This is a genomic window from Pseudomonas syringae KCTC 12500 (genome assembly GCF_000507185.2).
Classification (GTDB): domain Bacteria; phylum Pseudomonadota; class Gammaproteobacteria; order Pseudomonadales; family Pseudomonadaceae; genus Aquipseudomonas; species Aquipseudomonas syringae.
The window spans coordinates 2,269,976-2,293,550 of record NZ_AYTM02000002.1 but is presented as its reverse complement, the minus strand read 5'-3'; the positions used below and the strand labels follow the sequence as shown (position 1 = coordinate 2,293,550).

Genomic DNA, 23,575 nt, shown 5'->3' with positions numbered 1-23,575 from the left:
TGGTGTCAGGTGCGGCAATCCGAGTCATTCGCCGTAGGTCCTCAGGTAGCGGCCATCGAGAAAGCGTTGGCTCAGCGCCAGGTAATCGCATCGCTCCGACTGCGCCATGGTTTCGAAGAACAACATCTCGCGGGTGATCAGTTCCACACCGTGGCGTGACATGCGGGAGAGCGCGACCTCGTGATCCAGGACGCTGCGGGACGCCACTGCGTCTACCACAACCGAAACCTGGTCACCGCGTGCGCGTAGCGCCAGTGCCGATTGCAGGATACACACGTGGGTTTCCACACCCGCGAAAATCCAGTGATTGCCGGGCGTAGCGGTACGGAAGATGTCGATCCCCCGTTCATCGAGCACATTGAAGTGGCATTTGGAGAATGTTGTGCAAACACCTGCTGCCTTGCGTAGTCGTGCTGGCAGCGCGCCCAGCTTTTCATGGCAAACTAGAGCAACGGGCAGCTCGATTTCCTGGGCAAGCTCCGCCAGCCAGCAGCAATGCTCCAGCACGCGGCTAGCGTCCTGGATCATGGGCAGCAGATCGACTTGCATGTTGTTGATGATCAGGGTTTTTTTGCCATGGGCACGGGAAGGGATCGAAGATGTCATGCAAGCCTCATTGCAAGTAATGGCGCATCACGCGCGGTGCGAGACGCTCGACGGCGCCCATTTTTTCGGCGATGCGCAGCAGGCGCTGGTCCAGTTGGCGTATCAGTTTCCCGGACGCCGATTCAACGCCCATCAGGTCCTTGACCAGCTCGAACTGGATGCGTGCACTGGCATTGCTGCCTTGGTCCACTGACGCGCCGAAACGCTGGGCCAGCACCAGACCTGAGGTCAGGGCGCCTTCATGGCCGCCATAGGAGAAGTCGGTTCCGCAGTACCAGATTCGTTCACGGCCTTGGATCGCCCTTATCAGGGAGCGCCGATGCAGGTCGAGTGGTCGCAGCTTGGGCAGCTTCCACTGCTTGCGCAGGATGACCTTGGATGGGTCCAGCACCATTTTCGGGTCGAACGTCACGTAAAGCGGCGTGGATGAGGGCTCGAAGTGGGTGACTACTCGGGTCAGGGTCCCCCAGGCATTGTTCGCCTCGGCCGGTGCGTCTGCGGCTTTGACGAAGACGCAGTAACTTTCGGGCGAGCCGTGGGCGACCGCTGCGCTGTCACTGTGCAGGATGGCTTCGACCGGAACATATTCGTACGCCCCGAGCAGGGTTGTCTGTTCGGGAGTGGGCGTCTCGAGCAGGCGCAGCGCTTGATCGGCGTGGTTCGCCAGTACAACCTGGTCGAAATCCTGTGATCCTGCAAACGTGCTGACCTCCACGCCCCGCTCGTGCGGACGGACAGCCGTCACTGGGGTATTCAGGCGCACCCGCGGGCCGAGCACGCGATGCATGATCTTCAGGTATCCATCAATCCCGCCTGTGGCCTTGCGCCAGTAGGCGGGTGAGAAGAACGACAGCAGGTTCATGTTGAAGGAGACCGCGCAGTACACCAGGCTGTAGTCCAGTGAGGGACCATTGCATCCGGAGTACACGGTCAACAGCGGGAGCAAGGCTTGGTGGACAAAGCTGGAGTCGTAGCCCCGCTCCCTGACGAAATCTCCCACCGACCAGCTCTTGTAGCGTTCCTGGTGGAGGCTGACCTCAACCATGTCCTGATGAAACCGATCGAATGCCTGTCGCAGCGCCGGACTCAATGCTTTGCCGGTGTGCTGGTTGCTCCATAGCTCGGAGGCGTCGGGGTCCAGGCAACTGAATGACAACGGCGCGACGAAGGTTCCCACATCGAGCGCCTTGAGATGCGCCATCAAATTGGGTGCGAGCCGCTCCGTGAAATATTCGACACCCATGTCGGCATGGATTAGCTTGCCCTCATGTATCAGGGTGTGGGTGAAAGCGTGGCCACCCAACTGCTCGCCCGCCTCGAACAGGGTGACCTGGTGCAGCGCGGCGAGATGCCAGGCAAGCGTCGCGCCTGCGGTCCCGCCACCAACGATAGCGATTCGTTGTGGTTTCATCGCGATGCCTCTTTCGATTGGTGATGGGCGTCTATGGCAGCGATAAGGCGCGTAAGTACCTGGCCCGGGCCCGGCTCGATGAAGTCGAGCAGTGAATAACGTTGCCTCAGCACTTGGATTGTCTGCAGCCAGCGCACCGGGCTGGTCAGCTGGAAAACGATTTCTTCGAGCAGATGGGTGTCAGGTACCGGTCCGCCATGGGTGGTGGAAATCAATGGACAGGTCCCGGGGCTGAAAGTGACCCGCTCCACATAGCGACTCAGGGCTACGCGTGCGGTTTCCATGTACCGGGAATGAAACGCCCCGCTGACATTCAGATGCACCGCGCGCAGGCCGCGTTGTTGAAGGTCGTGTGCCGCGCGCTCGATGGCCTGGCTCGGACCGCTGAGCACGGTTTGCTCCGGCCCGTTCACGTTGGCAATGTCGAGACTGTCCAGCCCCTGTTCGAGCAGGTAGGCCTCCAGGCCCTGGGCGTCGATGCCCATCACCGCGAGCATCGCCCCGTCCCCGGCAGCCTTCATCAGCTGTCCACGCTCGATCACCAGTTTCAAGGTGTCTGCGAAACCGAGCCGGCCGCTGGCGTGGATGGCGCCGAACAGCCCCAGGCTGTGGCCAAGCATCAGGTCGGCTCGATCTATATCGCGGTCCTGGCGCATTGCCTCGAAGCTCATCGCGCTGACGACGAATACGGCAGGCTGCGTGAAAGCGGTGTCGGCAAGTCTGCCGGCATCTTCGAGCAACTCGGCTAGCCGCAGGCCCAGCAGTGTTTCAGCGATTTCGGTCATCTCGCGGAACCTGGGCAGAAGCTCCAGCCCCATTCCAGGAAATTGCGAGCCTTGGCCAGGAAAGACGATTGCCAGCGCGCCAGGTCGTTCAAAGTTCATGCAGCACCACCTTCGGGCGTGCCGCAGGCTTTTGCCCGCGCGCCACATCATGGGTTGGGTTCAGTGAAACCAAGCCTTGGATACGCAGGACCGGACTCATGTCCTGAGCAAGAAACTCGAAATCGTGGGTCACGCTCCGGGCGGTTTTTTCGCGTCGCTGGCAGCACACGTAGGCAATCGCCGCATGAGTGGACAGCCGCTCGACCTTCTCGGCCATCCAGGGTACCCAGGCCGGACCTGCCTCCCCGTCGTCGAGCAGTAGCGCGGTCTGCAGACCGGCGTCGATGATCGCGGGCGACAGTGGCAAAGCGAAGCTGCGCGCGGGCAGCACACTCGCCTGCACCTTGTCGTCTCCAACACAGGCCCAGCGCAGCAGGCGCAGTGAGTCACCGTAGCAATAGCCCATGCGTGCGAACTTCTGGTAGATCGCTGTGCGCGGCAGGTAATGGCCCGAGTCCAGTGTCCAAGGCTGCTGCTGGTCGTGGCTGTGCTGCTCCAGGGTGGAGGCGCTGGCGACAGTAGTGTTGGCGATGGTCACTGCAAACCTATCCGCTGTCTGCTCCGTGCCGACGCAATCAAACGACTGGGCGCGGGCCTCGAATCGCACATCCATCAGTCCAGCGGTTGAAGTGTCAGCCAGCAGGCGTGCCAAGTAGTAGCCTGCCGGTACTATCGCCTGTCCGTCGATGTTGTGGTCGGCCAGCAGCGTGTCAAGGCTTTCGAAACCCGACTCCCGAGCCTGCACCCAGAGTGGCGTGCCGTCGAAGCAATATTCCGGCAGCTCGAGCGGTTCATCGGCTGCGAACAGGGCGTGCCAATCTGGCAGTGCACCACCCAGATAAGCCTGGCGAACGCTGTCCAGGTCCATGTCTTGCTGCTGGTCCGGCATGCGCATCGAGTTCATCGCGTTTGCATCACAACCCGCCACTGCAGTGCTTTCACCGTTACCACGCAGGTCTACCAACGATAGCGCCAACTGGCGGCGCAGATCCTGCGTCGAGTCGCTGCACACGGCTAGGCGGTGGCGTAGGTGATCACGCTGGTGGGCAAGGCTGGCGGCCAGGCGTGGCAGAGGCACATCGTTTTGCTCCAACCATTGCAATAGCGCGATACGAGAGGCATCCAGTGCCTGAACACTATGGGCCGACAGCATGATCAGCTGTCTCGCCGATGTCGGATGTCTCGCCGGCCTCGAGGTCTGGATCGCAGAGCTCAGCAGCACGTGTGCGTTGGCACCTCCTGCGCCAAAGGACGACAACGCCGCGCGATAGGGTTGGTTATCGCGTGCAGGCCATGGCCTGGCATGGCGATTGACCATCAGCCCGGTCGCCTGAGGCTCCAGTAATGGATTGGCCGGGTGTGCATGCAGCGACGGGAGCAGTGTGCGATGACGCATCTGCAGCAGGATCTTCACTGCACCCGCCAGTCCGGCTGCCGACTCCAGGTGGCCGATGTGGCCCTTTATCGAGCCGATCGGCAGACGCGAGGTCTCTGTGCGTCCTTCGCCAAGCACCGCCGCTAGGCTCTTGAACTCGATCGGATCGCCGAGCGCGGTGCCGGTGCCGTGAGCCTCGACGTAGTCCAGTTGCGTCGGAGCCCACTTGGCCTTGTTCAAGGCCTCGCGAATCAGGCGGGACTGCGCCTGCGGGTTGGGTGCGCTGTAGCCGTTGGATTTGCCTCCGGCATTTAGTGCCGAGGCTTCTATCACCCCGTACAACGGATCCTCATCCGCCAGAGCCCGGTCGAGCGGTTTGAGCAGCATGGCGCACACCCCTTCGCCGTCGACGAAACCATCGGCGCCCTCGCCGAACGGTCGGCATACGCCCTCTAGCGAGAGCATGTGCAAGCGGCACAAGTCGTCGTACTGTCGAGGGTGTGCGATCACGTTCACGCCTCCGACCAGGGCCATGTCGCAGTCGCCCAAGCGCAACGCATTCACCGCAGTGTGCAGAGCGGTCAAGGAGGCAGAGCATGCGGTATCGACCGCCATGCTCGGACCGTGCAGATCAAAGTGGTATGACACCCGATTGGCGATCGACCAATGCAGTGATGTCGGCCTAGGGCCGTCGCTGTCTATCGGTGTCAGGTTGGCATAGCCGGTATTCATCACGCCGACGTACACCCCGGTTCGGCTGCCCTTGAGTCGCGATGCCGGATGAGCACCATGCAGAAATGTCTGGTACGCGGTCTCCAGGAACAACCGTTCCTGGGGATCCATCAGGGTTGCGTCCATTGGTGTGATGTTGAAGAACCCGTGATCGAACCTGTCGACGTCACTGAGAAATGCACCAACACCGGCATAGGTCGACGTTTGCATGTGCTCCCGGGGCCAGCGTGCGGGAGGTACCGGACTGCTCAGAGGCACGTCCTGCAGCAGTCGCTCCCAGAGCTGTGCGGTGTCCTCCGCACCCGGGAAACGTCCGCGGTAGCCGATGATGGCGATCGCTTGCGCCTGCGCTGGTTGATCGGTGCGCAGGTCAGCAGGCTGTGGTCCTTGCCCGGTCGTGGCGTGTGCATGACCCGCAGCTGTTACCTTGGCTTGCGCGCTCGTGGCGTGCTGGCCCAGATGACCGGCCAGTTGCGCGATGCTTGGGTATTCGAACAGCAAGGTCGCGGGCAGATAGCCGTAACGAGCCTGCAACGGCTTGATCAACTCCAGGCTGATCAGTGAGTCGATGCCGTAGCTGGCGAATGCAGCGTCATCGTCGAGTTCGTCGAGGGACATGTGCATGACCTTGGCGATGCTTTCACGCACGAAGTGCAGGGTGTCGGACTCCCCACCAGGCTGCGCGGCGGTTGCAGGGGCGCTGCTGTCCGCAACCTTGAAGGCTTCTGGGTGGCACTGCTCCAGATAGCCCGCCAGGTCGGCGAGGGTGGGGTATTCGAAGAACAGCGTGGCTGGCACGTATCCGACCTTGTCTTTGAACGGCTTCACTAACTCCAGCGCAATCAGGGAGTCGATCCCATAGTCCTTCAGTGCTCGCGTGGGGTCGAGGTCAGAAGGGGTCAGGTGCATGACCGAGGCGATCGCGTCCCGAGCGAACGCCATCGCCGAGCTCAAGCGCACCTCGTCGATGTTCGCGGCTGCTGCGCCCGAGGTTTGGCTGGCGCTGGCGGCAGGGGCCCTTTCGGCTGGCGCGCCTGCCGTGGCCGATACAGGAACGCGGGCGACGATCAGTCCTTGGGTTTGATTGCCGTGGTGCTCGGTGTTTTCGAAGCCGGTTTCGCGCAACAGCCGCTGCCAGGTGGCCGCGTCGAGCAATGGGCTTCCTTCTATTCGCTCGGGGCCGGTGTTGAGCCACCAGCCCTTGGTCAGGCCGAACGTCAAGGTTGCGTAGTGCTGCAGTGCCGTCACCTCGTTGAGCACGATTACGCCGCCTGGACGCAATGCGCGACGAATATTGCGCAGTGACTCGCGGATGTCGCGGGTGGCGTGGATCACGTTGGTCGCCAGCACGATGTCGAATGCGCCAAGCCATTGAGGAGGCTGTTCCACGTTGTAGATGCTGGCCTCGAAGCAGGGCTGGTCGAAGGTTCTTCTGGCCCGGTTGATGAAAGATAGCGAGAGGTCGGTGAAGCGGTACTGGCCTAGCCTGTGGCCCACGCGCGCCATCACTTGCTCGGTAGTGCTGCCTGTGCCAGCGCCAATCTCGAGCACGCGAAGCGGCTGTTCAGTGCTGTCGGCCAGACGCTCGACGATGGTCGCCATGGTCTGGTTGTAATAGTCGGCCACGGGGTTGTTACGGTACACCCCCTCTACCCGGTCGAAGCTGCCATGGGGGAACAGCACCTCTAGCGGATCGGTCTTGCCTTGCAGGATCGAGGCGAAGTCGGCCATGCAGGCGTCCAGCAGATCAAGGTGCGCGCGCAGGTGGGCAAAGCGCTGCAACAAGCTGTGTCGATCCAGCGCCTGGGGCGCATCCTCTATGGCGCTCAGTGCCTGGGCCAGTGCTTGGTGGTGAGCTGCGATGTTGGTGGGCATGCCTATGCGATGAATGGCGCGACGGGCGTATTCATCCAGCGCCACGCTGGCCTGCTCGTTGCGTCTGACCCATTCGGCCTGATCATCAAACGGGGGGATTAGGCTTTGAAGTTCATCGACTGGCACGACGCCTGGGCTGTCGGCGGTTTCGAAGCCCATGGCCAACAGGGCTTGTGCGTTGGCCTTGAGCGCCATCACCTGGCGTTGGTCGCTGCTGATCAGGGCTTCGATGGTGGCGATGCCGTCTTCGGCTTCGAGTGAGCCAACCCCGACCTTTTCCATGCGTTCCCGATAGTAAGGCGCGGCCACCGCGCCGACACTGCCCCAGTAACCCCAGTTGATGATCTTCGAAGGGATCTGGAAGGTCTCCTCAAGCAAGGCGGCCATGGCGTCCTTGACCGCGCAGGCGGCCGTGTAGGCGCCTTGGCCAGGATTGGCAAGGTGTGATTGGATCGAGGAAAAGAACAGCACGAAATCTACCGGATGCTGGCGCAGTGCTTGAATCAAACCATAGCTGCCCAGGAGCTTGGGCCGCAGATTGCGTTCAAGCTGGGCAGGCTGCAAGGTGTCTAGGGTCTGGTCGTGCAGATCCATCGCAGAATGAATCACCGCGTCGAACGGGCCGTGCGCTTCGAAGATCGCCTCGAGCGCTTGAGGCACGCTGATGTCGCAGGAGCTATGACGCATGAGTTCATGCAGTTCGAAGTCGGGCGCAGACCTCGAGACCAGGTGCACCCGCGCCTGATGGCGCTCAACCAGATAGCTGGCAAGCATCCGTCCCAGACCGCCCGTGCCACCCAGCACCAGATAGTGCCCGCCTTTGCGCAGGGCCAGGCCCGATACGCTGCTGTTCAGCGATGCCCGTTTGAAGTGGCGGACGGCATAGCCGTCCTGGGTGATGTGCACCGGTGTCGCGGGGGCATGTGTGGGGCGGTGGCTGAACGCGCGGTGCAAGGTGGCTACAGCGAAATCGCACAGGCTGAAGGCATTGATGCTCAGGTGGGGATACTCGCGACTGGCAGTCTGGGCCAGCCCCAGGCAGGTCGCATCCAACGGATAACGGACATCCTGGCCGGGTGGTCCTGCAAGGGCTCGGCAGGCAACCACATCGATCCGTGCGCGCTGTAGCCGGCTCAGAGTCTTGAGCAGATTCAGCACCGCCACTGTCACCGACGTTTGTGCCCCTTGTGCCCAAGGGCTGCGTACGATGATTGCGTAGTGATCCCCGGGTGGCAGGTCAAGCGGCGCTTCGGTAAAGGTTCGCACCCTCTGCTCGCCCAGTAGTCCTGCCATTTCCTCTGCCAGCGACGGCTGTGTTGCTGGCACCAGAATCCAGTCTGGCACCGATTCTTGGGGCGAATGCGCGGTCATGGTGAATTGCCAGTCAGGCTCGAAGAGGCCAAGGCTTGGTGTGTCAGCGTTGCTGTTCATGCGCGTCTCCCAAAATGTTCCCGGAATAAGGCTTGATACCCAGGTCTATGAATTGCGCGATCACTCGGAAACGGTCATCGCAGAGCAGGATCTGGGTCCTGAAGTCGCTGGTCTTCTCCGTCAAGGCGTAGTAGGTGCCGGCCGGGCAGTCCACAGGTGCGCTCCAGACCAGTGCGCCCAGGGTGAATGGCAATACGGGTGTACTGCGGCTCTCCAGGGTCAAGGCCAATCCCGATTGCAATGCCCCGTCGAGCAACCCCCACTGCTGGATCGCTTCAGTGCCGTGGCAAATCAGGCGTGCGCATGCGAGCGGCCCTTGCCGATCAACCCAGATGACGCTGCGAAAATCCCTGCTGTACTCGATACCCAAGGCATCGAATGCCTCGTAAAGACGGGCAGCATCTATACGCCGCGCATCCGGCAGGCGTCCTTGGACCTCACGCAGGCGCTGCAATGCCTGGCTGGTCGGAGCCGGGTAATGCAGGTCGAACGAGAGCGTCCCGTTGACCAACGGTGTGTCGCCTGACAGCAACCTGAACGTGCCATCGTCTGTAAGGGTCAGATCCAGCGCGCTATCGGCGGCGAACTGGCTGAGCGGTAAGCGCCAGGTGATGTCCACCAGGCTCCTGTGCAAGGTATCGTGGCGGGCGAGACGTAACCCCCAATACAATGCGCATACGCCGGGTAGAACGCCTTGGCGGTTCACCTGATGGTCTTGGAAGACAGGGTGACGTGCGGTCACCTCCGAGGGGCGATCGTGGCAGGGCTTCAAGTTCAGCTGCAAGGTCGATGGCAGTGGGTAGCGATAGCTGCCATCGAAGCGATAAGTTGGCAGGCGTACTGGGAGTATCGAGGGGTCGAACAGTGACGGCTCAAGCGTGCCCCCCTGCAGGTAGTTGCCTGCTGCCTGTTGCAGTGCAAGGTCTTCGATTGCAGGCAGGGGATGGTCTTCGATGATGCATTCCAGGGCCTGAAGCAGGCTCTGGTGATCGTGCACCGCCACGGCAACGCGCGAGGCCATTGCGGTGCGATGCAATCCCAGGGTCTTGGTAATGGCAGCAAGACTCGCATCCGGATGTTCCGTCAGCCAGGTTTTCAGAGCCTTGGCCTGACGCTTGAGTGCTGGCGCATCGAATCCCGAGAGCACTGCAAGGCAGGGGGCTTGGTTTTGCATTCGTTCGTGGCTGGCGGGCCGTGAGGGAACGTTTTGCACCACCGCGTGTGCCCCGGAACCTCCAAAGCCATAACTGCAGACCCCGGCCCGGCGAATATCGCCGGCCTTGGGCCAGTTCTGGTTGCCGGCCTTGGCTAGTGCCGCACCCTCCAGTTTCACCCGCGGGTTCTCAGGGCCTCGCTCCGGGTTTGCCGGCACCATGGCTTCGGCGACGACCTTGACCGCCTTGATCAGGCCGAACAGTCCGGCAGCAGCCTCCAGATGGCCGAAGGCGGCCTTGGACGTGCCAAGGCAGATCGGTGCGTCGCCCCGAACGTGCATGCTGCTCAGTGCGCGACTGATGCCTTCGGCCTCGATGGGGTCGCCCAGGCGCGTGCCTGTTCCGTGGGTCTCGATGAATCCGACGTCTGAGGTGCCGCCAAGGGAGCGATAAATACTTGCGATCATGTCAGCCTGGGCGCTGGCGCTTGGCGCGGTCAAGGATGCGGAGCGTCCGCAATGGCCGTCCTCGACCGCTGCCAGCAGCGCACACGGCCCCAGGCCGGGCACTGTCTCTCCGGCCCTACACAACAGCATGGCAAACACGCCTTCGCCCCTGACATACCCGTTCGCAGCTTCGGCAAATGGGGAGCAGACACCGTTCGGTGAGAGGAACTGTCCTGCACGCAATGCATCATCTGTGCGTGAATCGATCAGAAGATTCACCGCACCTACGAACGCCATGTCGCAGCGGCCCTGATGCAAATCGGCCGCAGCTCGGGCGAGTACGGTCAGACCGCTGGAGCAGGCCGTGTCGATCGTCACCGATGGCCCCCGCCAGTCGAATTGGTACGACAGCCGGTTGGCCAGGATGCTCGCCGAGGTGCCTGTCATGTCGTAGGCATGGGCCGTTTTTTGCCGCGCCGATACGACCGTGGCGTATTCGCAGCCTGTGGCCGCGATATAACAACCAACGCGCGCGCCGCGGTAGTCGTCGGGGACTAGGCCGGCATCTTCGAAGGTCCGCCAGCACTCTTGCAGTAGCAGACGCTGGCGTGGGTCCATGTGCGCAGCCTCAACGGCCGAAATGCCGAAAAAAGAGGCATCGAAGCTGTCGATGTCATTCAGGTAGCCGCCCGGCAAGATGCTCGGCGAATCGGATCTGACGCATGGGGCTATGCAATTGCGCTGCTCCAGCATCGCTTGCCAAAGTTCATCGATGTCCAGCCCTGCCGGGCCGACGCCTGCCATCCCGAGGATGGCCAGCGGCGCAGCCTCAAACTGGGCTGCTGGTTTGGGACTGGAAAGTTCGCTGGGCGTTTCGGTATGCAATGCGTTGGCGATGGCGGTGAGACTGCTGAGTTCGTAAAAGCGATGCGGCGCAATATCCACTGCGAGTTCGTGGCGCAAGCGCTCTGCCAACAAGTTGAAGCCGATTGAATCCACACCCGCAGCGACCAGTGACTGATTGGGGTCTTGGACCTGTACACCCAATGTTTCGGCAATTAATCTGCGCAGCTCGGTGATTCCCTGCGACTCGCTGTCGCGGCTTGGACCGCTCTCTTGCTCATGCGCCGAGCGAGCCAGCGTCTGCAACTCGGCTTGCATCAGCCTGCGCAAATCGAGCTTGCCGTTGGGGGTGTGCGGCCACTGGTCCACCAATACATAGCGTGATGGGCAACGCTGCTCGGGTAGCCGAGATTCGACTTGTGCGCGCAGCGTTTCCACGTCGAATGGACGGCCTTGAGCCGGTCGAATGAATGCGCACAGGTAGGCGACAGGCTCCTCGCGCACCACACAGCAAGGCTCCACACCGGGTGCAAGGCGCCTGATCAGCGCCTCAGCCTCGGACAGCTCCACGCGATGGCCGCGTATCTTGACCTGAGAGTCCAGCCGACCGAGGTAGTCGATACGTTGCTCGCCCCAGGCTACAGCTCGATCGCCGGTGCGGTAGGCGCGATTGCTCTGCGCGCTGAATGGCTCGATGAAGTTGTGCTGCGGGGCCGGCGGCAGGTAACCCGCTCCGACCAACGATCCGCTGATGAGCAGTTCGCCGGGAACACCCAAGGCGAGCGGCTGCAATTGATCGTCCACGACCTGCAGGGCGGTGTTGTCCAGCGGATGCCCGATGCTGAGCGGCATGCCGCGGGTGACGCGCTGGCAACTGGCCCAGATGGTGGCCTCGGTAGGGCCGTAGACATGAAACAGCGTATGGCCTGCAGCCAGGACCCAGTCTGCCATTTCCTGACTCAGACGCTCGCCACCGCACAGTAGGGTGATGGGGCGTCGTGCCTGCCAGTCGGAGTCTTTCAACAGACGCAGGCTGGATGGGGTGAGCTGCAGGATTTCGATCCGATCTCGCTCGATACGATCGATCAGTTGTCGGCCACTGCGTCGTACAGGGTCGTCGGCCATCACGATGCAGCCGTTGCTGCACAGCGGTAGCAGTGCTTCGAGCAAGGAAATGTCAAAGCTGAGTGGAGTCAGCGCAATCCAGCGCGCACCCGGATAGCAAAACGGCATCGCGGCCATGGCCGTCAGGAAGGCTGCCAGATTGTCACGGCCGATCTGGATACCCTTGGGGACGCCAGTACTGCCTGAGGAAAACATCTGGTAGGCAATGGGGTCGATTTCTTGCGAAGACGATGTAGACGTTCCTGCCCCGGACATCACCTGTGTTTCGATGTTCAGGAGCACCGCTTGGGGAGCCGCATGGGCAAGACGGGCATGGGTAGAGCGATCGCACAGTACGTAGCTGATCTGGGTTCGGTGGATCAGATCGCTCAATGCTTCGTCGGGCAGGCCGGCCTCAAGTGGGGTGAAGCGAACGCCGTGCTTGAGCGCTGCCAGCAGTGCGATCGGCAGCCAACGGTTGCGGCCGATGCAGACCCCGACTTGGCTGACTCCTTGTTGCGCCAGGCGTACAACGGTGGCATCGATACTGCTGCGCAGTGCGCTGTAGGTCAGCTCACCATCGTCGTCAATTACCGCAATCCGTTCTGCCTCGGCCTGTTCCAGTGCGCACAGCATCTGCTCCAGCGAAACGGGAGGGATTCGTTGGCCTCGTTCGCCAGGCTCTGGTCGCTTCAGTGTTGCCAGCGCTGCGAAGGGCTGCTGCGTGTCCTCGAGCAAGTCGTGTAGGCTGTGTTGAAACTGTTCTGCGAACTGCGCGAACCAGCGCGGCGTGCTGCGTTCGTGACTGGCTTCCAGGCGCACTTGCAGACATCCTCCGGCCATCGAGCACACGGCGGCCAGATCGTACGGTCCACCTGCGCATGGCAAGGCACGAACTTCGCAGACCTCGCCTATCGTTGGGGCGGTCGGTGTAAGCAGCCCAGGCGACTCATTGATGACGACATTGCCTGCGCTCCCCGCCGGGAACTGAGCCAGCAGCTCGTTCCATGGTGTGTGCTGGAAGGGACGGATGCGTCGACGTGTTTCGCCAATGTGTTGCAACAGTGTGTGAGCGTCTGAACAGGCATCCACATCGACAGGCAGAGGAACAAGGTTGCTGCAGGTCCCTGCGTCGGGGCCGCCAGGCACTTGTACTGTATGGCACAGCATTATCTTGGCGTTCTGCTCCCAAGCCCGCAGGTAGCGGGCAAGGGTCAGTGCCATGGCCGCGCAGGTCAGGCGAAATCCGCTGGTTTGCAGGGTGTTGCACTGATCGGGGGTGACCCGGCTCAAGGTCATTGTGGCTGTCCTGACCTGACCTGACCGGGGGCCTGAGGCAGGCGGCATCATCGGCAGGGATTGCTCAAGGGTGTAACCGGCGAGCAGCTCGCTCCAGAAACCTGCAGGCGCCGGTGTGCGTGGGCCGGCTGCGGGGCAGGGCACCGGCGTGCGGCCGGCGTAGCATTCGCTAAGGGCTGCCAGAAAGCGCTGTAGACTCACGCCGTCCATCACCAGGTGGCTGAAGAGGCAGTCCAGGTAGCACTGCCCGTCCTCAAGTGTCTGCAGGACGAAGCGATAGTGCTTTGAGCGGCCCTGCGTCAGGGATTGCAATGGTTGCGGGCAACTATCGTATTCCAGCACCTCAGGGCTGAGGGCCAGGCGCTTGCTGAGCAGCGTGCCGTTGTTGAGCAAAAACGTATTGCGCAGGCTGGCGAAGGGCCCGGCCAGCAACCTATACAGTGCATGGTCCAGAAGCTGGACATCCACCGATGATGCCAGCGCGAAGCGGTAGCTCAATATCAGTCCCGGATCGCCGGCATGCGTCTGGCTGCGGCGCCAGATCAGCGTTTCTTCTGGTGTGGCAGGACGGCAATCGGCAATGAGGGTGTCCATTCAAGCTACCTGAGTGACGTTGGCGGAGGGCTTGCTGACGTGTAGCCAGTCGAGCAACGTTCGGTTGACGAGCGTGGCGTGTGTCAGAGGCGAGAAGTGACCGGCATCGGCAATCTCCAAGAACCGTGCCTTTTCGAGCTGTCGCAGCGGCATGACGCACTGGGCCTGGATCACATTGTCCTGAGCGCCGTGGATGACCAGCAGCGGCACGTTCAGATCTCCCAATGCCTCGCGGATGTCGAATGTACTCAGCGCATTAATGTAGGCACCCAGGCTCCTGAGGTTCAGGCCCGCGCCGATCCGTGAGGCGACGCTGCCGTTACCCGGTAGAATTTGGTCGAACATCTCGCCGCGCCCCTCCAGTTCACTTTGCGCTTGCAGAGTGTCTTCCAGGATCGTCTCGCCGAACCACGGCGCGGCACTGATCACCGTGATGGGCCCTACGCAGGGCGAGTGTTGGAGCGCAGCATGCAGTGCCACGCAGCCTCCAAGCGACCAGCCGATGCACGGGACTGGCTGACCCGCCACGGACAGTTCCTCGCACAATTGCGCCAATTGCGCAGCGACCCTACCCAGATCGATCTCTGGGGTATCGGGCTGTACTGCGTCATGCAGCGGCAATTCGACGATGCAAGGATTCCAGCCATCACGACGCAGCATGGGCAACTGCTGCACCCAGATTCTGGGTGAGGCATTGAGCGGGCTGACCAGTATCACAGGCGGCAAGTTGCCTGCCTGGTCCAGCACTGTCAGGCCGCTGCGGGTCTGACGCCGGCGCAGGCCCAGTGGCAGGTCGGTCGCCGCTTGGTCAGCTACCCGGCCCGACTGCGCCGCACGTTCGATCAGCGTGGCCAGTTCGGCAAGAGTGCTTGCGGCAAAGGCCTGTTCGACAGCTATCTTCCCGCTCCGTTTCTGGAAGGGTGCCAGCAGCTGCAGTACCGTCAGGGAGTCGAGCCCAAGGCTGGACAGCGGAGCTTGGCTATCGACCTCTTCGAGTCGGTAGCCGCACAGCTGGGCCAGGCGTTGGCGCAGTTCCTCCAGCACGTTGGCGGATCCGCCAGCGTTGTCCTGGTCTGTGGCTGTGCTTGGCAGGCCAGGCCAGAACGCGCGGCGGGCGAAGGGGTAGGGGGGCACATGGATGGCCTGGGATACTCCGATGCGGGTAGCCATGCCTTGCAGCCAGCGAGCAGCGACGCCGTCGGGTCGACGAGTGCTGGCGGGCAGCTCTTGGTAGTCGCGAGCGACAACCACCCCTGTCGGAGTCGAGCGCCCCCATCGCGCCAGGGCATCGACCACTTGGTCGACCTGCTCTGCGCAGACCACCGCCCGCACGGCCTGAGGCGTTCTGGCGGCACAACTGGCACACACTTGTGCATATGACAGTGTGCCTTGGGCGAGAAATCGGGCCAGCAATAGTGCCGTTCTTTGTAGTCCGGCTTCACTGGCGGCGCTGATGCACAGGCCTTCGATATCGACCTGTACAGCGCTTGCGCTGCCTGGCTTGTGCAACAACACATGGGCGTTCACACCGGTGAAGCCGAACGCGCTGATGGCGATGCCGGCGCCGGGCGGCAGCGCATGTGCGGTGTGCGGGGATGATACCGGCATGATGTCGTGCCAGTGCGAAGAAGATGGCCTCAGCAGCGGCCCGGGTATCTGCTGCCGGTCCAGGGCCAATAGAGCCTTGAGCACGCTGAGTAGCCCAGAACTGACCAAGGTATGACCGAAGATCGTTTTGTTCGCCCCAAGGTATCGCAGCCCTTGTCCCTCGAGCTGCCCGTAGGTCTGCGCCAACGCCTTGGCTTCGAGCGGATCGCCCACTGGGGTTCCTGTACCGTGGGTCTCGATCAGGGCAATGTGCTCAGGTCCTTGCCCACCTTGTCGTCGCGCATCCTCCCAGGCTGCACGGATGACCTCGGTTTGCCCGCTCACACTCGGCGACATCAGGCCATTGCTGCGACCATCGTGGCCAACCGCACTGCCATCGAGCTGCGCGAGCATTGCCAGCCCCAGGTTCTGGGCCACCTCTTGGGTGGTCAACAACAGCGCTCCGGCGCCCTCGGCGGGTGCGAAGCCGTCAGCGCGTTCGTCGAATGCAAGACAGTGCCCGGAGGCAGAGAGCACCTGGCTTGCCTGTGCTAGGCGAAAAACTTCATCGGTGCAGAACAGCGTCGCTGCGCAGACGATAGCGGCATCGCACTCGCCACTGCGTAATGCCATGGCGGCTTGGTGTAGTGCCACCAGGAAGGATGAGCAGGCGGTGTCGATCGAAAGCACAGGTCCCGGCAGGTCGAAACAGTAGGCGATACGACCGGCCAAGGCGGAGAACGCATTGCCGGTGAAAGCCGCAGCACTGATTGCTTGCTCGCTGTGTGCGCTGAGTACGTGGCGGTAGTCGCCCGGCAGCCCGGTGGCGAATACGCCGCAACGCAGTGTCTTGAGCTCGGCCAGGGTCAGTCCGCTGCACTCAATGGCGTGCCAGGCCTGCTCCAGGGAAAGCCGTTGCTGCGGATCGACGCAGACCGACTCGTTGGGCGAGAGATGGAAGAAGCCATTGTCGAAGGCGTCGATGTCCCGCAGAAACCCACCCTTGAAGCTCCCGGTTCGTTTGTGATCACCCATGACGCCGGTTTGCGGTTTGCCGCTCTCGAGCACTGCCCACAGTTCGTCGAGCGATGCCGCACCTGGGAAACGACCGGCGGCGCCCACGATCACCGGTGTGCGTCCAGTCTTGGAGCGAGGGTTTTCGTTTGGAGTTGTCCGTGTTGTGGTCGAAGGTTCGATGCGTACTTGAAGCAGTTTCAATAGCTCGCGCAGCGAGGCGGCCTCAAACAGGTCCGCCGTGCGGCAGGGCACTGCGAAGCGTTGGGCAATGGCCTTCGCCAGCTGCGCCGCGAGGATCGAATCGACGCCACGTTCGATGTAGGGTTCGTCTGCGTCGAGCGGCTCGACTTCGAGCAGCGCATCGGCGAACAGTTTCTGCAGGGCCGATAACGATAATGCGTCAGGGTGAGTCATGAGGCCTCCAGGTCTGCGGCGGTTTCGAACCAGTAAGGTTTGCTGTCGAAGGCATAGCCAGGTAGCGAAATGCGTCTGCCGGGGCCCTTCAGGTAAATGCGTCTGAGCGTGTCGCGGCCCTGCAGGTAAGCGGACGCAAGCTCGGTGACGACGCTGTTGTCGAGCTCCAGCAGCGGCCCTTCGTTGACGTGGCTCCTGAGGGCGTGGGGCTCGACGTAGTGCAAGGCCGCGCTGCTCAACTGCTCGATCAATGAGGGCAGATCCATGGCGCTTACCACCAGTCGGTGCTCGAAGCTTTCACGCCCGATTGCCAAGGTCCGGGCCACGTCTGCTAGGGGCAGGTGCGGGTTGCTGCGCAGATGCTCGATCAGTTCATCGCGCATGCGTTCAAGCGATTCCTTGGTTCTGGCGCACAGGCCTACCAAGTGCAGTTGCCCAGGTTGTGCCGTGACTTGTTGTGTCGGTGCATCGGCCTGCGTTAGCACCACATGCGCATTGGTGCCGCCAAAGCCGAAGGAACTGATGCCTGCGACACGGTCGTTTGACCGCCAGGGCTGCTTTTCGGTGAGCAGTGAAAAAGGCGTGTCCTGTAGGTCGATTTCCCGATTTTGCTGACGGAAGTTCAAGTTGGCAGGCAGCCAGCCGGTCTCTATCGCCTTGATGACCTTGACCAAGGCCGGTACGGCTGCTGCAGGTTCCAGGTGGCCCGTGTTGGTCTTGACCGCTCCGACCAGCACGCTTGCCGGTGGCTTTGCGGGGGCTTGCTGGGCGATGAAGGCACTCAGGGCTTGCAGCTCTATCGGGTCACCAAGGCGCGTCCCGGTGCCATGCGCCTCGATGTAGCCCAGGCGCTCTGCCAACTCGGGCGTGTACGCCGCCAGCAACAGATCACACTGGGCGTTCGGGTTGGGGGAAGTCAGCGAATTGGCACGCCCCCCGTGATTGACCTGGCTGGCGACGATCCGCGCTCTGATGTTGTCGCCATCGCGCACCGCATCGGCGTAGCGCTTGATGAGGAAGGCGCCACACCCTTCACCGCGCACATAGCCATCAGCCGATTCATCGAACGTGGCGCAGCGAGCGCTCGCCGACAACACACCCATGCTGGCGGCCGCGTGGGTTACGACCGGGTCGATCATTAGGCTGACTCCGCCACACAGTACCGTATCGCACTCCTGTTCCTGCAGGGCCTTGATGCCGCGATGCAAGGCGACCAGTGTTGACGAGCAAGCGGTGTCGACCGTTTCGCTGGGGCCACTGAAACCGAATTGGTAGGACACCCGGTTGGAGAGCATCGCATGAGCGTTGCCCGTGGCGGCGAAGGGATGTTTTGAGCGACCCCACAGCTGCAGCAGCACCTGGTAGTCGTTGAACTGCACGCCCGCGAAGACACCGGTGCGGGTGATGTCGCCTGGTCGATAGCCCGCGTCGAGGCAGGCGTTGTATGCCGTTTGCAGGAACAGTCGATGCTGGGGATCCATCAGCATCGCCTCACGTGCCGAGAGACCAAAGAAGCGTGCATCGAAATGCTCGATATTCCGCACCGCACCGCCGTAGAGGTCCTCCTCGGGCCAGCGCGTCATCGGCACGATGGCGCTGCGCCCATGCAGGAGCGAGTCCCAGAATGTCTCGACAGTGTCCCCACCTGGCAACGTGGCGGCCATACCGATGATGGCATAGCCTGTGAGCGATTCATCGGGATGGCCGGCGTCGGGTGCTCTGCTCGTGCTCAGGCCTTGTGTGTCGGATGCCCGTTGGCTGTCGAGATAGCGGACCAACTGACTCGGGGTGTTGTAGCGAAACAGGGCGCTGGCGGCCATCGGCACCGAGAACCGAGCCTGTACGTTTTTCGCCAGTTCTTGTAGGCCGACCGAGTCGAGCCCCATCTCGCCCCAACGCGCCTCAGGATCAATCCTCTGCGCAGGAATGGCGGTGAGCGTCTCGAGCAGTTCGTTCACTGCCTCACGCAATGCATCAGGTGAGTTCGACTCGCAAGCCCGATTGCCTGCGGGATCTTGGCGAGGTGGTGCGAGCAACCGTTCGGTGATGCGTCCGGTATCGCCGCCAAGTACCGCCACCGCCCACACATCTGCGGCCAGTGCTGAGGGCAGTCGCAGTACCAGATCTACCCCAGTGTTCGCTTCAAGGGGCTCGAGCCCGGTTTCATGTGTCATGAACTGAAGGGTCTGGGTATCGACTTGCATGCCAGTGTCTTTCCAGAGCGGCCATGCGACGCTGAGGGTGCGGCCATGGCGCTGCCCGAGCGCCACCGCACGGCTACGCGCCTGGGCGAAACCATCGAGCCAGGCGTTGGCGTAGGCGTAGTCGGTCTGCCCTGCGTTGCCGAATGCCGCAGCGATTGAAGAGAACAGCATGAACAGGTCCAACGGGGCCGAGCCGATCGCTTCGTCCAGCGCCAGGGTGGTCTCGATCTTGCTGCGTGCGACTTGTTCAAAGTCTTCGAACGCCTTGTCGGTCAGTACCCCATCGCGCAGCACGCCGCTCGCGATCAGCACACCGTTCAGTGGGCTCATTTGGGCGAGCAATGCCTTGGCTGCCCCGACGTCTGCCAGGTCAGCGCTGTAGTAGCGAACCGTCCCGCCCTGCGCGCTCATTTGTTGGCACTCATGCCTGATGTGCGCGCTGTCAGGTCGCCGTCCTACCAGGCTGATATGGGCACCGAAGTCACTCGCCAGTCGGCGAGCGACGGCTTGGCCGATTCCGCCGAAGCCTCCGGCGATCAGGTAATGTCCGCCCTGACGCCATAGCGTCGGGGGTGCGACTGGCAACTCTATCGGGCGCCATTGCAGGCGTTGGCTTTGCGTGCCCTGCAGACGTTCGTGCACGTGGCCGCTGACTGGTATGAATGCTAGGCGTGCCAAGGCCTGCTGGAGAACATTGGGGTGCGCCAGCGAACCGCCGAGCTGCAGTGACAAGATCCTCAGCTGCGGTTGTTCCTTGCAAAGGCTGCGCAGCAAGCCGACGAGACCTGCTTGGGCATCGGGTTCGTTTGGCAGACAGACCATCAGTGATCTTGGGCCTTGCAGATGAGCAATGGCTTGGAACAGTGCCCAGTGCAGCGCGCGTTGGGTAGGCTCCTGCGCGATAGGGGTACTCGATGTGTTGCCTAGGGCAATGACGATGGGATGCTCTTGCGGGATGTCGTCGAGTGCGCGCTTGCAGGCTTGTACGAGGTTGGTGGTACGGGGGGCGCCGCAGGACGATGTTGGCGCCGGGTCGACCGGGTCCAGCACGACGATCCGATGCCCATGGCCTCGGAGTTGTCGATCCAGCTCCGGATCGACAATTAAGGTGAAGGGGCTGGTGAACGTGCGCGTTGTCTCGGACGCATTGGACGTGAAGTCCGCAACTGCGAGCAGAAGCCTATCATCGGTTTCTGGTGGTGGATTCGAGCTTTGTGGTTCGTGTGATACACGTAGTTCATTGGCCCACAGTGGTATTTTCTCGAAAGGATAACTCGGCAGGTCGAGCATCTTGCCCGGTGGGTTGTGGTGCCGCCAGTCGATGCTTTCCCCTGCCTGAAAGCGGCTGGCTGCCTGCTCGAGCTGAGCGCTGAAGCTCGCTTGGTGCGCAGTCGACGATGCCAGTGCGTTGGCCAGGTCATCCAGGTCGGTGACCAAGGCGCAGAACCTGTAGCGCATTGCCGGACGGGTCACGTTTAACGTGTAGGCGACGTCCTCCAGGCACAGCCCCTCCTGCTTAAGCAGGTAGTCGAGGATGGCGGCCTTGAGCGCATTCAACGACGCTTCACTTTGCGCGCTGATGGCCACTGCCATGGGTACGGCGTCATGTCGTGCCGGAGCATTCACCTGCGGCGGCATGTATTCGCCCACGATGACATGGGCGTTGGCACCACCAGCGCCGAAGCTGCTTAGACCGGCGTAGCGACGCTGGCCGTCAGGTGTGTTCCAAGGCACAAGTTCGGTCTGCGGACGAACTGTTCCCTCACCGACGGGTATCAATGGATTGGCGATGTCGCAACCGATCGTAGGGGCGAGCGAGCGGTGACGAAGTTGCAACACGATCTTGGCCAACCCCGCCAGACCGGCGGCAGGCTCCAGATGGCCGATATTGCTTTTGATCGATCCTACGGCGCAGTGCCCGTAATCACGCGCCCCATATATGCCGTTCAGCGCTTCGATCTCGATCGGATCTCCTAAGCGAGTGCCGGTGCCATGCGCCTCGATGTAGGTGATGTCGTGTGCCTGGCGGTCGGCATCGCGCAGTGCGGCTTCGATGACCTTGGTTTGCGCTGCTGCCGAGGGTACCGTGAAGCCGCTGCTGCGCCCGCCTGCGTTAACCGCGCTACCATGGATGACCGCATGGATGCGTGCGTCGGCATCGATTGCCTCCTGCAAGGGCTGAAGGACGAAGACCACGTGCCCTTCACCTGGGACATACCCGTCTGCCTGTGCACCGAAGGTATGACAGCGGCCCGTCGGGCTGAGGAATTTGCCCTGGCTGAGCACCCGATATTTATGTGGGCTGACCATGATATTGGCCGCGCCTACGATTGCCTGCCGGCACTCGCCGCGGCGCAGTGCTGCGATGGCCAGATGGAGGGCCGTCAGCGATCCTGAGCACATGGTATCCAAGGTCAGCGATGGCCCCCGGAAGTCGAAATGATAAGAAAGCCGGTTGGCCTGGGCAGAGAACGAGGTGTCGATGGGCTGGGACGCTTCCAATTGCTGGTAGTGTCCGTACATCGCTGCGATGAAAACCCCTACGTCTGGAGTCGGCGCGGCGAAGAATCCTGAGTTTTCCAGCGCATGGTGAGTCGTCTGCAGCAGTTTGCGCTCGGCTGGGTCCATGCGCTCGGCAGCTTTGAACGTGGTTTGGAAGAACAGGGGGTCGAACATCTCGACATTGTCGATGAAGCCGCCATGGCGGGCATAGCTACGTCCCGTGGCGCTGGCATCGCTGTCATAGAACGCGCGCCAGTCCCAGCGTTGCGATGGGACGGGGCGCACTGCCAATCGCGCTTCTGCCAGCAGCGGCCACAATTCTTCCATGCTGGTAGCACCTGGAAAAGAGCCCGCCATACCGACGATGGCAATATCCTGCGCCCGCCAGTGCGGCTCGTCTTGGGTGTGAGCGCGCACATGTGGGGAGGGGGCTCGCCAAGTGAGCTCGGGAGGGGACTGAGGTGCCACCGCGGGCTCGGGCTGCAGTCCAATGATTGCCGCGCGAGCCTCTATGTAGGCCGACAGGCTCGAGATACTCGGGTGCTCGAACAGGATGGAGCGGGGGACTCTAGTGACCATGCCTGCCTCGGCCAGGCGGCGTTCGATCTCTGCGGCAATGCTGATCGCCGCGACTGAGTCAGCGCCGTGATCCAGCACGTTTTCAGCCTCTGCGAGATTTTCCAGGCCAGTAAACTTGGCAATGGCTTGGCGCACCAGCAGCGTAGTATCCAGCGTTGGCGCGCGACTGGCTTTCGCCGCTTGTCGACCGGAGGGTGCCTCAGTCAGCAGCCTGCCAGCGTAAATCAGGGCGTCGGCGCAGCGGGCGGCAAGCAGCTCATCCATCGCCGCCAGGGCTTTGTCAGGGGCCATAGGCAACAGCAGTCCGCGGTCCTGGCCCATCGCCATACCGCTCACATCCCAGATACCCCAGCCGATGGTTGACCAGCCCGTATGGCCTTGCAGGCATTGCCGCTCAGCCAGAGCATGCAGGTAGGCGTTGGCTGATGCGTAGGCCGTCTGTCCGGCCAGACCGACGGTTGCTGATAGCGAGCCGAACATGACCACGCGGCGTATTGCCATCTCGTTCTGCAGATGCGCAAGGGCAAGGGCCGGCGCGATCTTGGTCTTCATGACCTTTTCCAAAGAGGAAGTCGTCTGCGATTGGAAAAGGCCATCTTCCAGATGACCGGCGAGGTGAAAGACGGTGTCCACCCGACCGTAGCGTTCATGGAGCGTCGAAAGCGTCTGTCGCAGGCTCTCGGTGTCCGTCGCATCGCCTTGGAAATAGCCTGAGCAACCCAGCGCTTTCAAGCGCGAGCGTCGTTCATCGCTCAAGGGCGAGCGGCCCATGACGAAAACCGGTTGCTGGCCGACGATATGTTCCAGCAGGTGCTGGCCGATGCCACCCAAGCCGCCGATGATCAGCGCCGGCCCGTCCTGGCTTCTGGTTTCGTTCGCGAGCGGCGTTACTTGTTGGTGCAGATGAGCCACTAGGCGCTTGCCGCCCTCGACTCGCAGGCGCCGAAGCCCTTCCTGCTGCATTAGCCCGCAGATGGTGAGTGACTGTGCCAGGCTCGCATCGCTTTCCAGCCAGGTGTGAGCCAGTTGTTCGGTTTCGCAGCGCAGGGATTGCAACAAGCCGTGCGCAGCAGCTGCGTCGGCGTTGGCGATACCGCTGAAAAGCAAAAGCTTCAGATGCGTGCCCGTCGCCAGCAGCGCGGCGATGATGCGATGAATCGACTCAAACTGGCTTTGCGCCAGCTGCCATGGGCCAGAGGTTTCGGTTTCGGATACAGCCACCAGCACAGTGTCGCCCGCCGCGAGGGCGCTGCCTGCGATCCGGTCGGCATCGATCGGAATGCAGCCGTCGGGGGTATCGCAGTGTTGGCCATCTGCTATTGCAAGCCACGTTCTACCGGTCGAGGCAGGGCTGCAAGATTCGGCAGACCATACGATTTTCGCGGTGTGGCAAGTCGAACGCTCATCGGATTGCATGGCATTGCCTTCTGGCTGCGGGCGGGAACAGGGATGCTAGGGCAGTGGCCAGATGCAAGAAATTACAAGAATTGGTAGGTGATTAATCGTGGCGTTTATTCG

7 protein-coding genes are annotated in these 23,575 nt (G+C 62.1%); all 7 read right to left on the bottom strand.

Going from position 1 to position 23,575, the window contains the following annotated elements; all coding sequences use genetic code 11:
• Positions 1-24: 24 nt before the first annotated feature.
• The 7 genes from V476_RS10510 to V476_RS10480 are packed head-to-tail and all read right to left on the bottom strand — an operon-like array spanning position 25 to position 23,473.
• On the bottom strand, positions 25-606 hold the full coding sequence (locus tag V476_RS10510; RefSeq protein ID WP_024684158.1) for an isochorismatase family protein: 582 nt from the start codon (positions 604-606) through the stop codon (positions 25-27).
• Positions 607-613: 7 nt separating this feature from the next.
• Positions 614-2,017 (bottom strand): FAD-dependent oxidoreductase, encoded by a 1,404-nt coding sequence (locus tag V476_RS10505; RefSeq protein WP_024684159.1) that lies wholly within the window; start codon positions 2,015-2,017, stop codon positions 614-616.
• Positions 2,014-2,901, bottom strand: a complete 888-nt coding sequence (locus V476_RS10500; RefSeq protein ID WP_024958999.1) for an ACP S-malonyltransferase — start codon at positions 2,899-2,901, stop codon at positions 2,014-2,016. Before V476_RS10500 ends, V476_RS10505 begins: the two co-directional genes overlap by 4 nt.
• Complete coding sequence (locus tag V476_RS10495) at positions 2,891-8,314, bottom strand: beta-ketoacyl synthase N-terminal-like domain-containing protein (RefSeq protein WP_024959000.1); 5,424 nt, start codon at positions 8,312-8,314, stop codon at positions 2,891-2,893. The genes V476_RS10500 and V476_RS10495 overlap by 11 nt, the downstream gene beginning before the upstream one ends.
• Positions 8,298-13,754: a beta-ketoacyl synthase N-terminal-like domain-containing protein gene (locus V476_RS10490; protein WP_024959001.1), complete on the bottom strand. Its 5,457-nt coding sequence runs from the start codon at positions 13,752-13,754 to the stop codon at positions 8,298-8,300. The genes V476_RS10495 and V476_RS10490 overlap by 17 nt, the downstream gene beginning before the upstream one ends.
• Positions 13,755-16,772 carry an alpha/beta fold hydrolase gene (locus V476_RS10485; protein WP_024959002.1) on the bottom strand — a complete coding sequence of 1,006 codons (3,018 nt, stop codon included), beginning with the start codon at positions 16,770-16,772 and terminating at the stop codon, positions 13,755-13,757.
• Entirely contained in the window at positions 16,769-23,473 is a 6,705-nt protein-coding gene (locus V476_RS10480) for an SDR family NAD(P)-dependent oxidoreductase (protein WP_024959003.1), read from the bottom strand. The genes V476_RS10485 and V476_RS10480 overlap by 4 nt, the downstream gene beginning before the upstream one ends.
• Positions 23,474-23,575 lie beyond the last annotated feature (102 nt).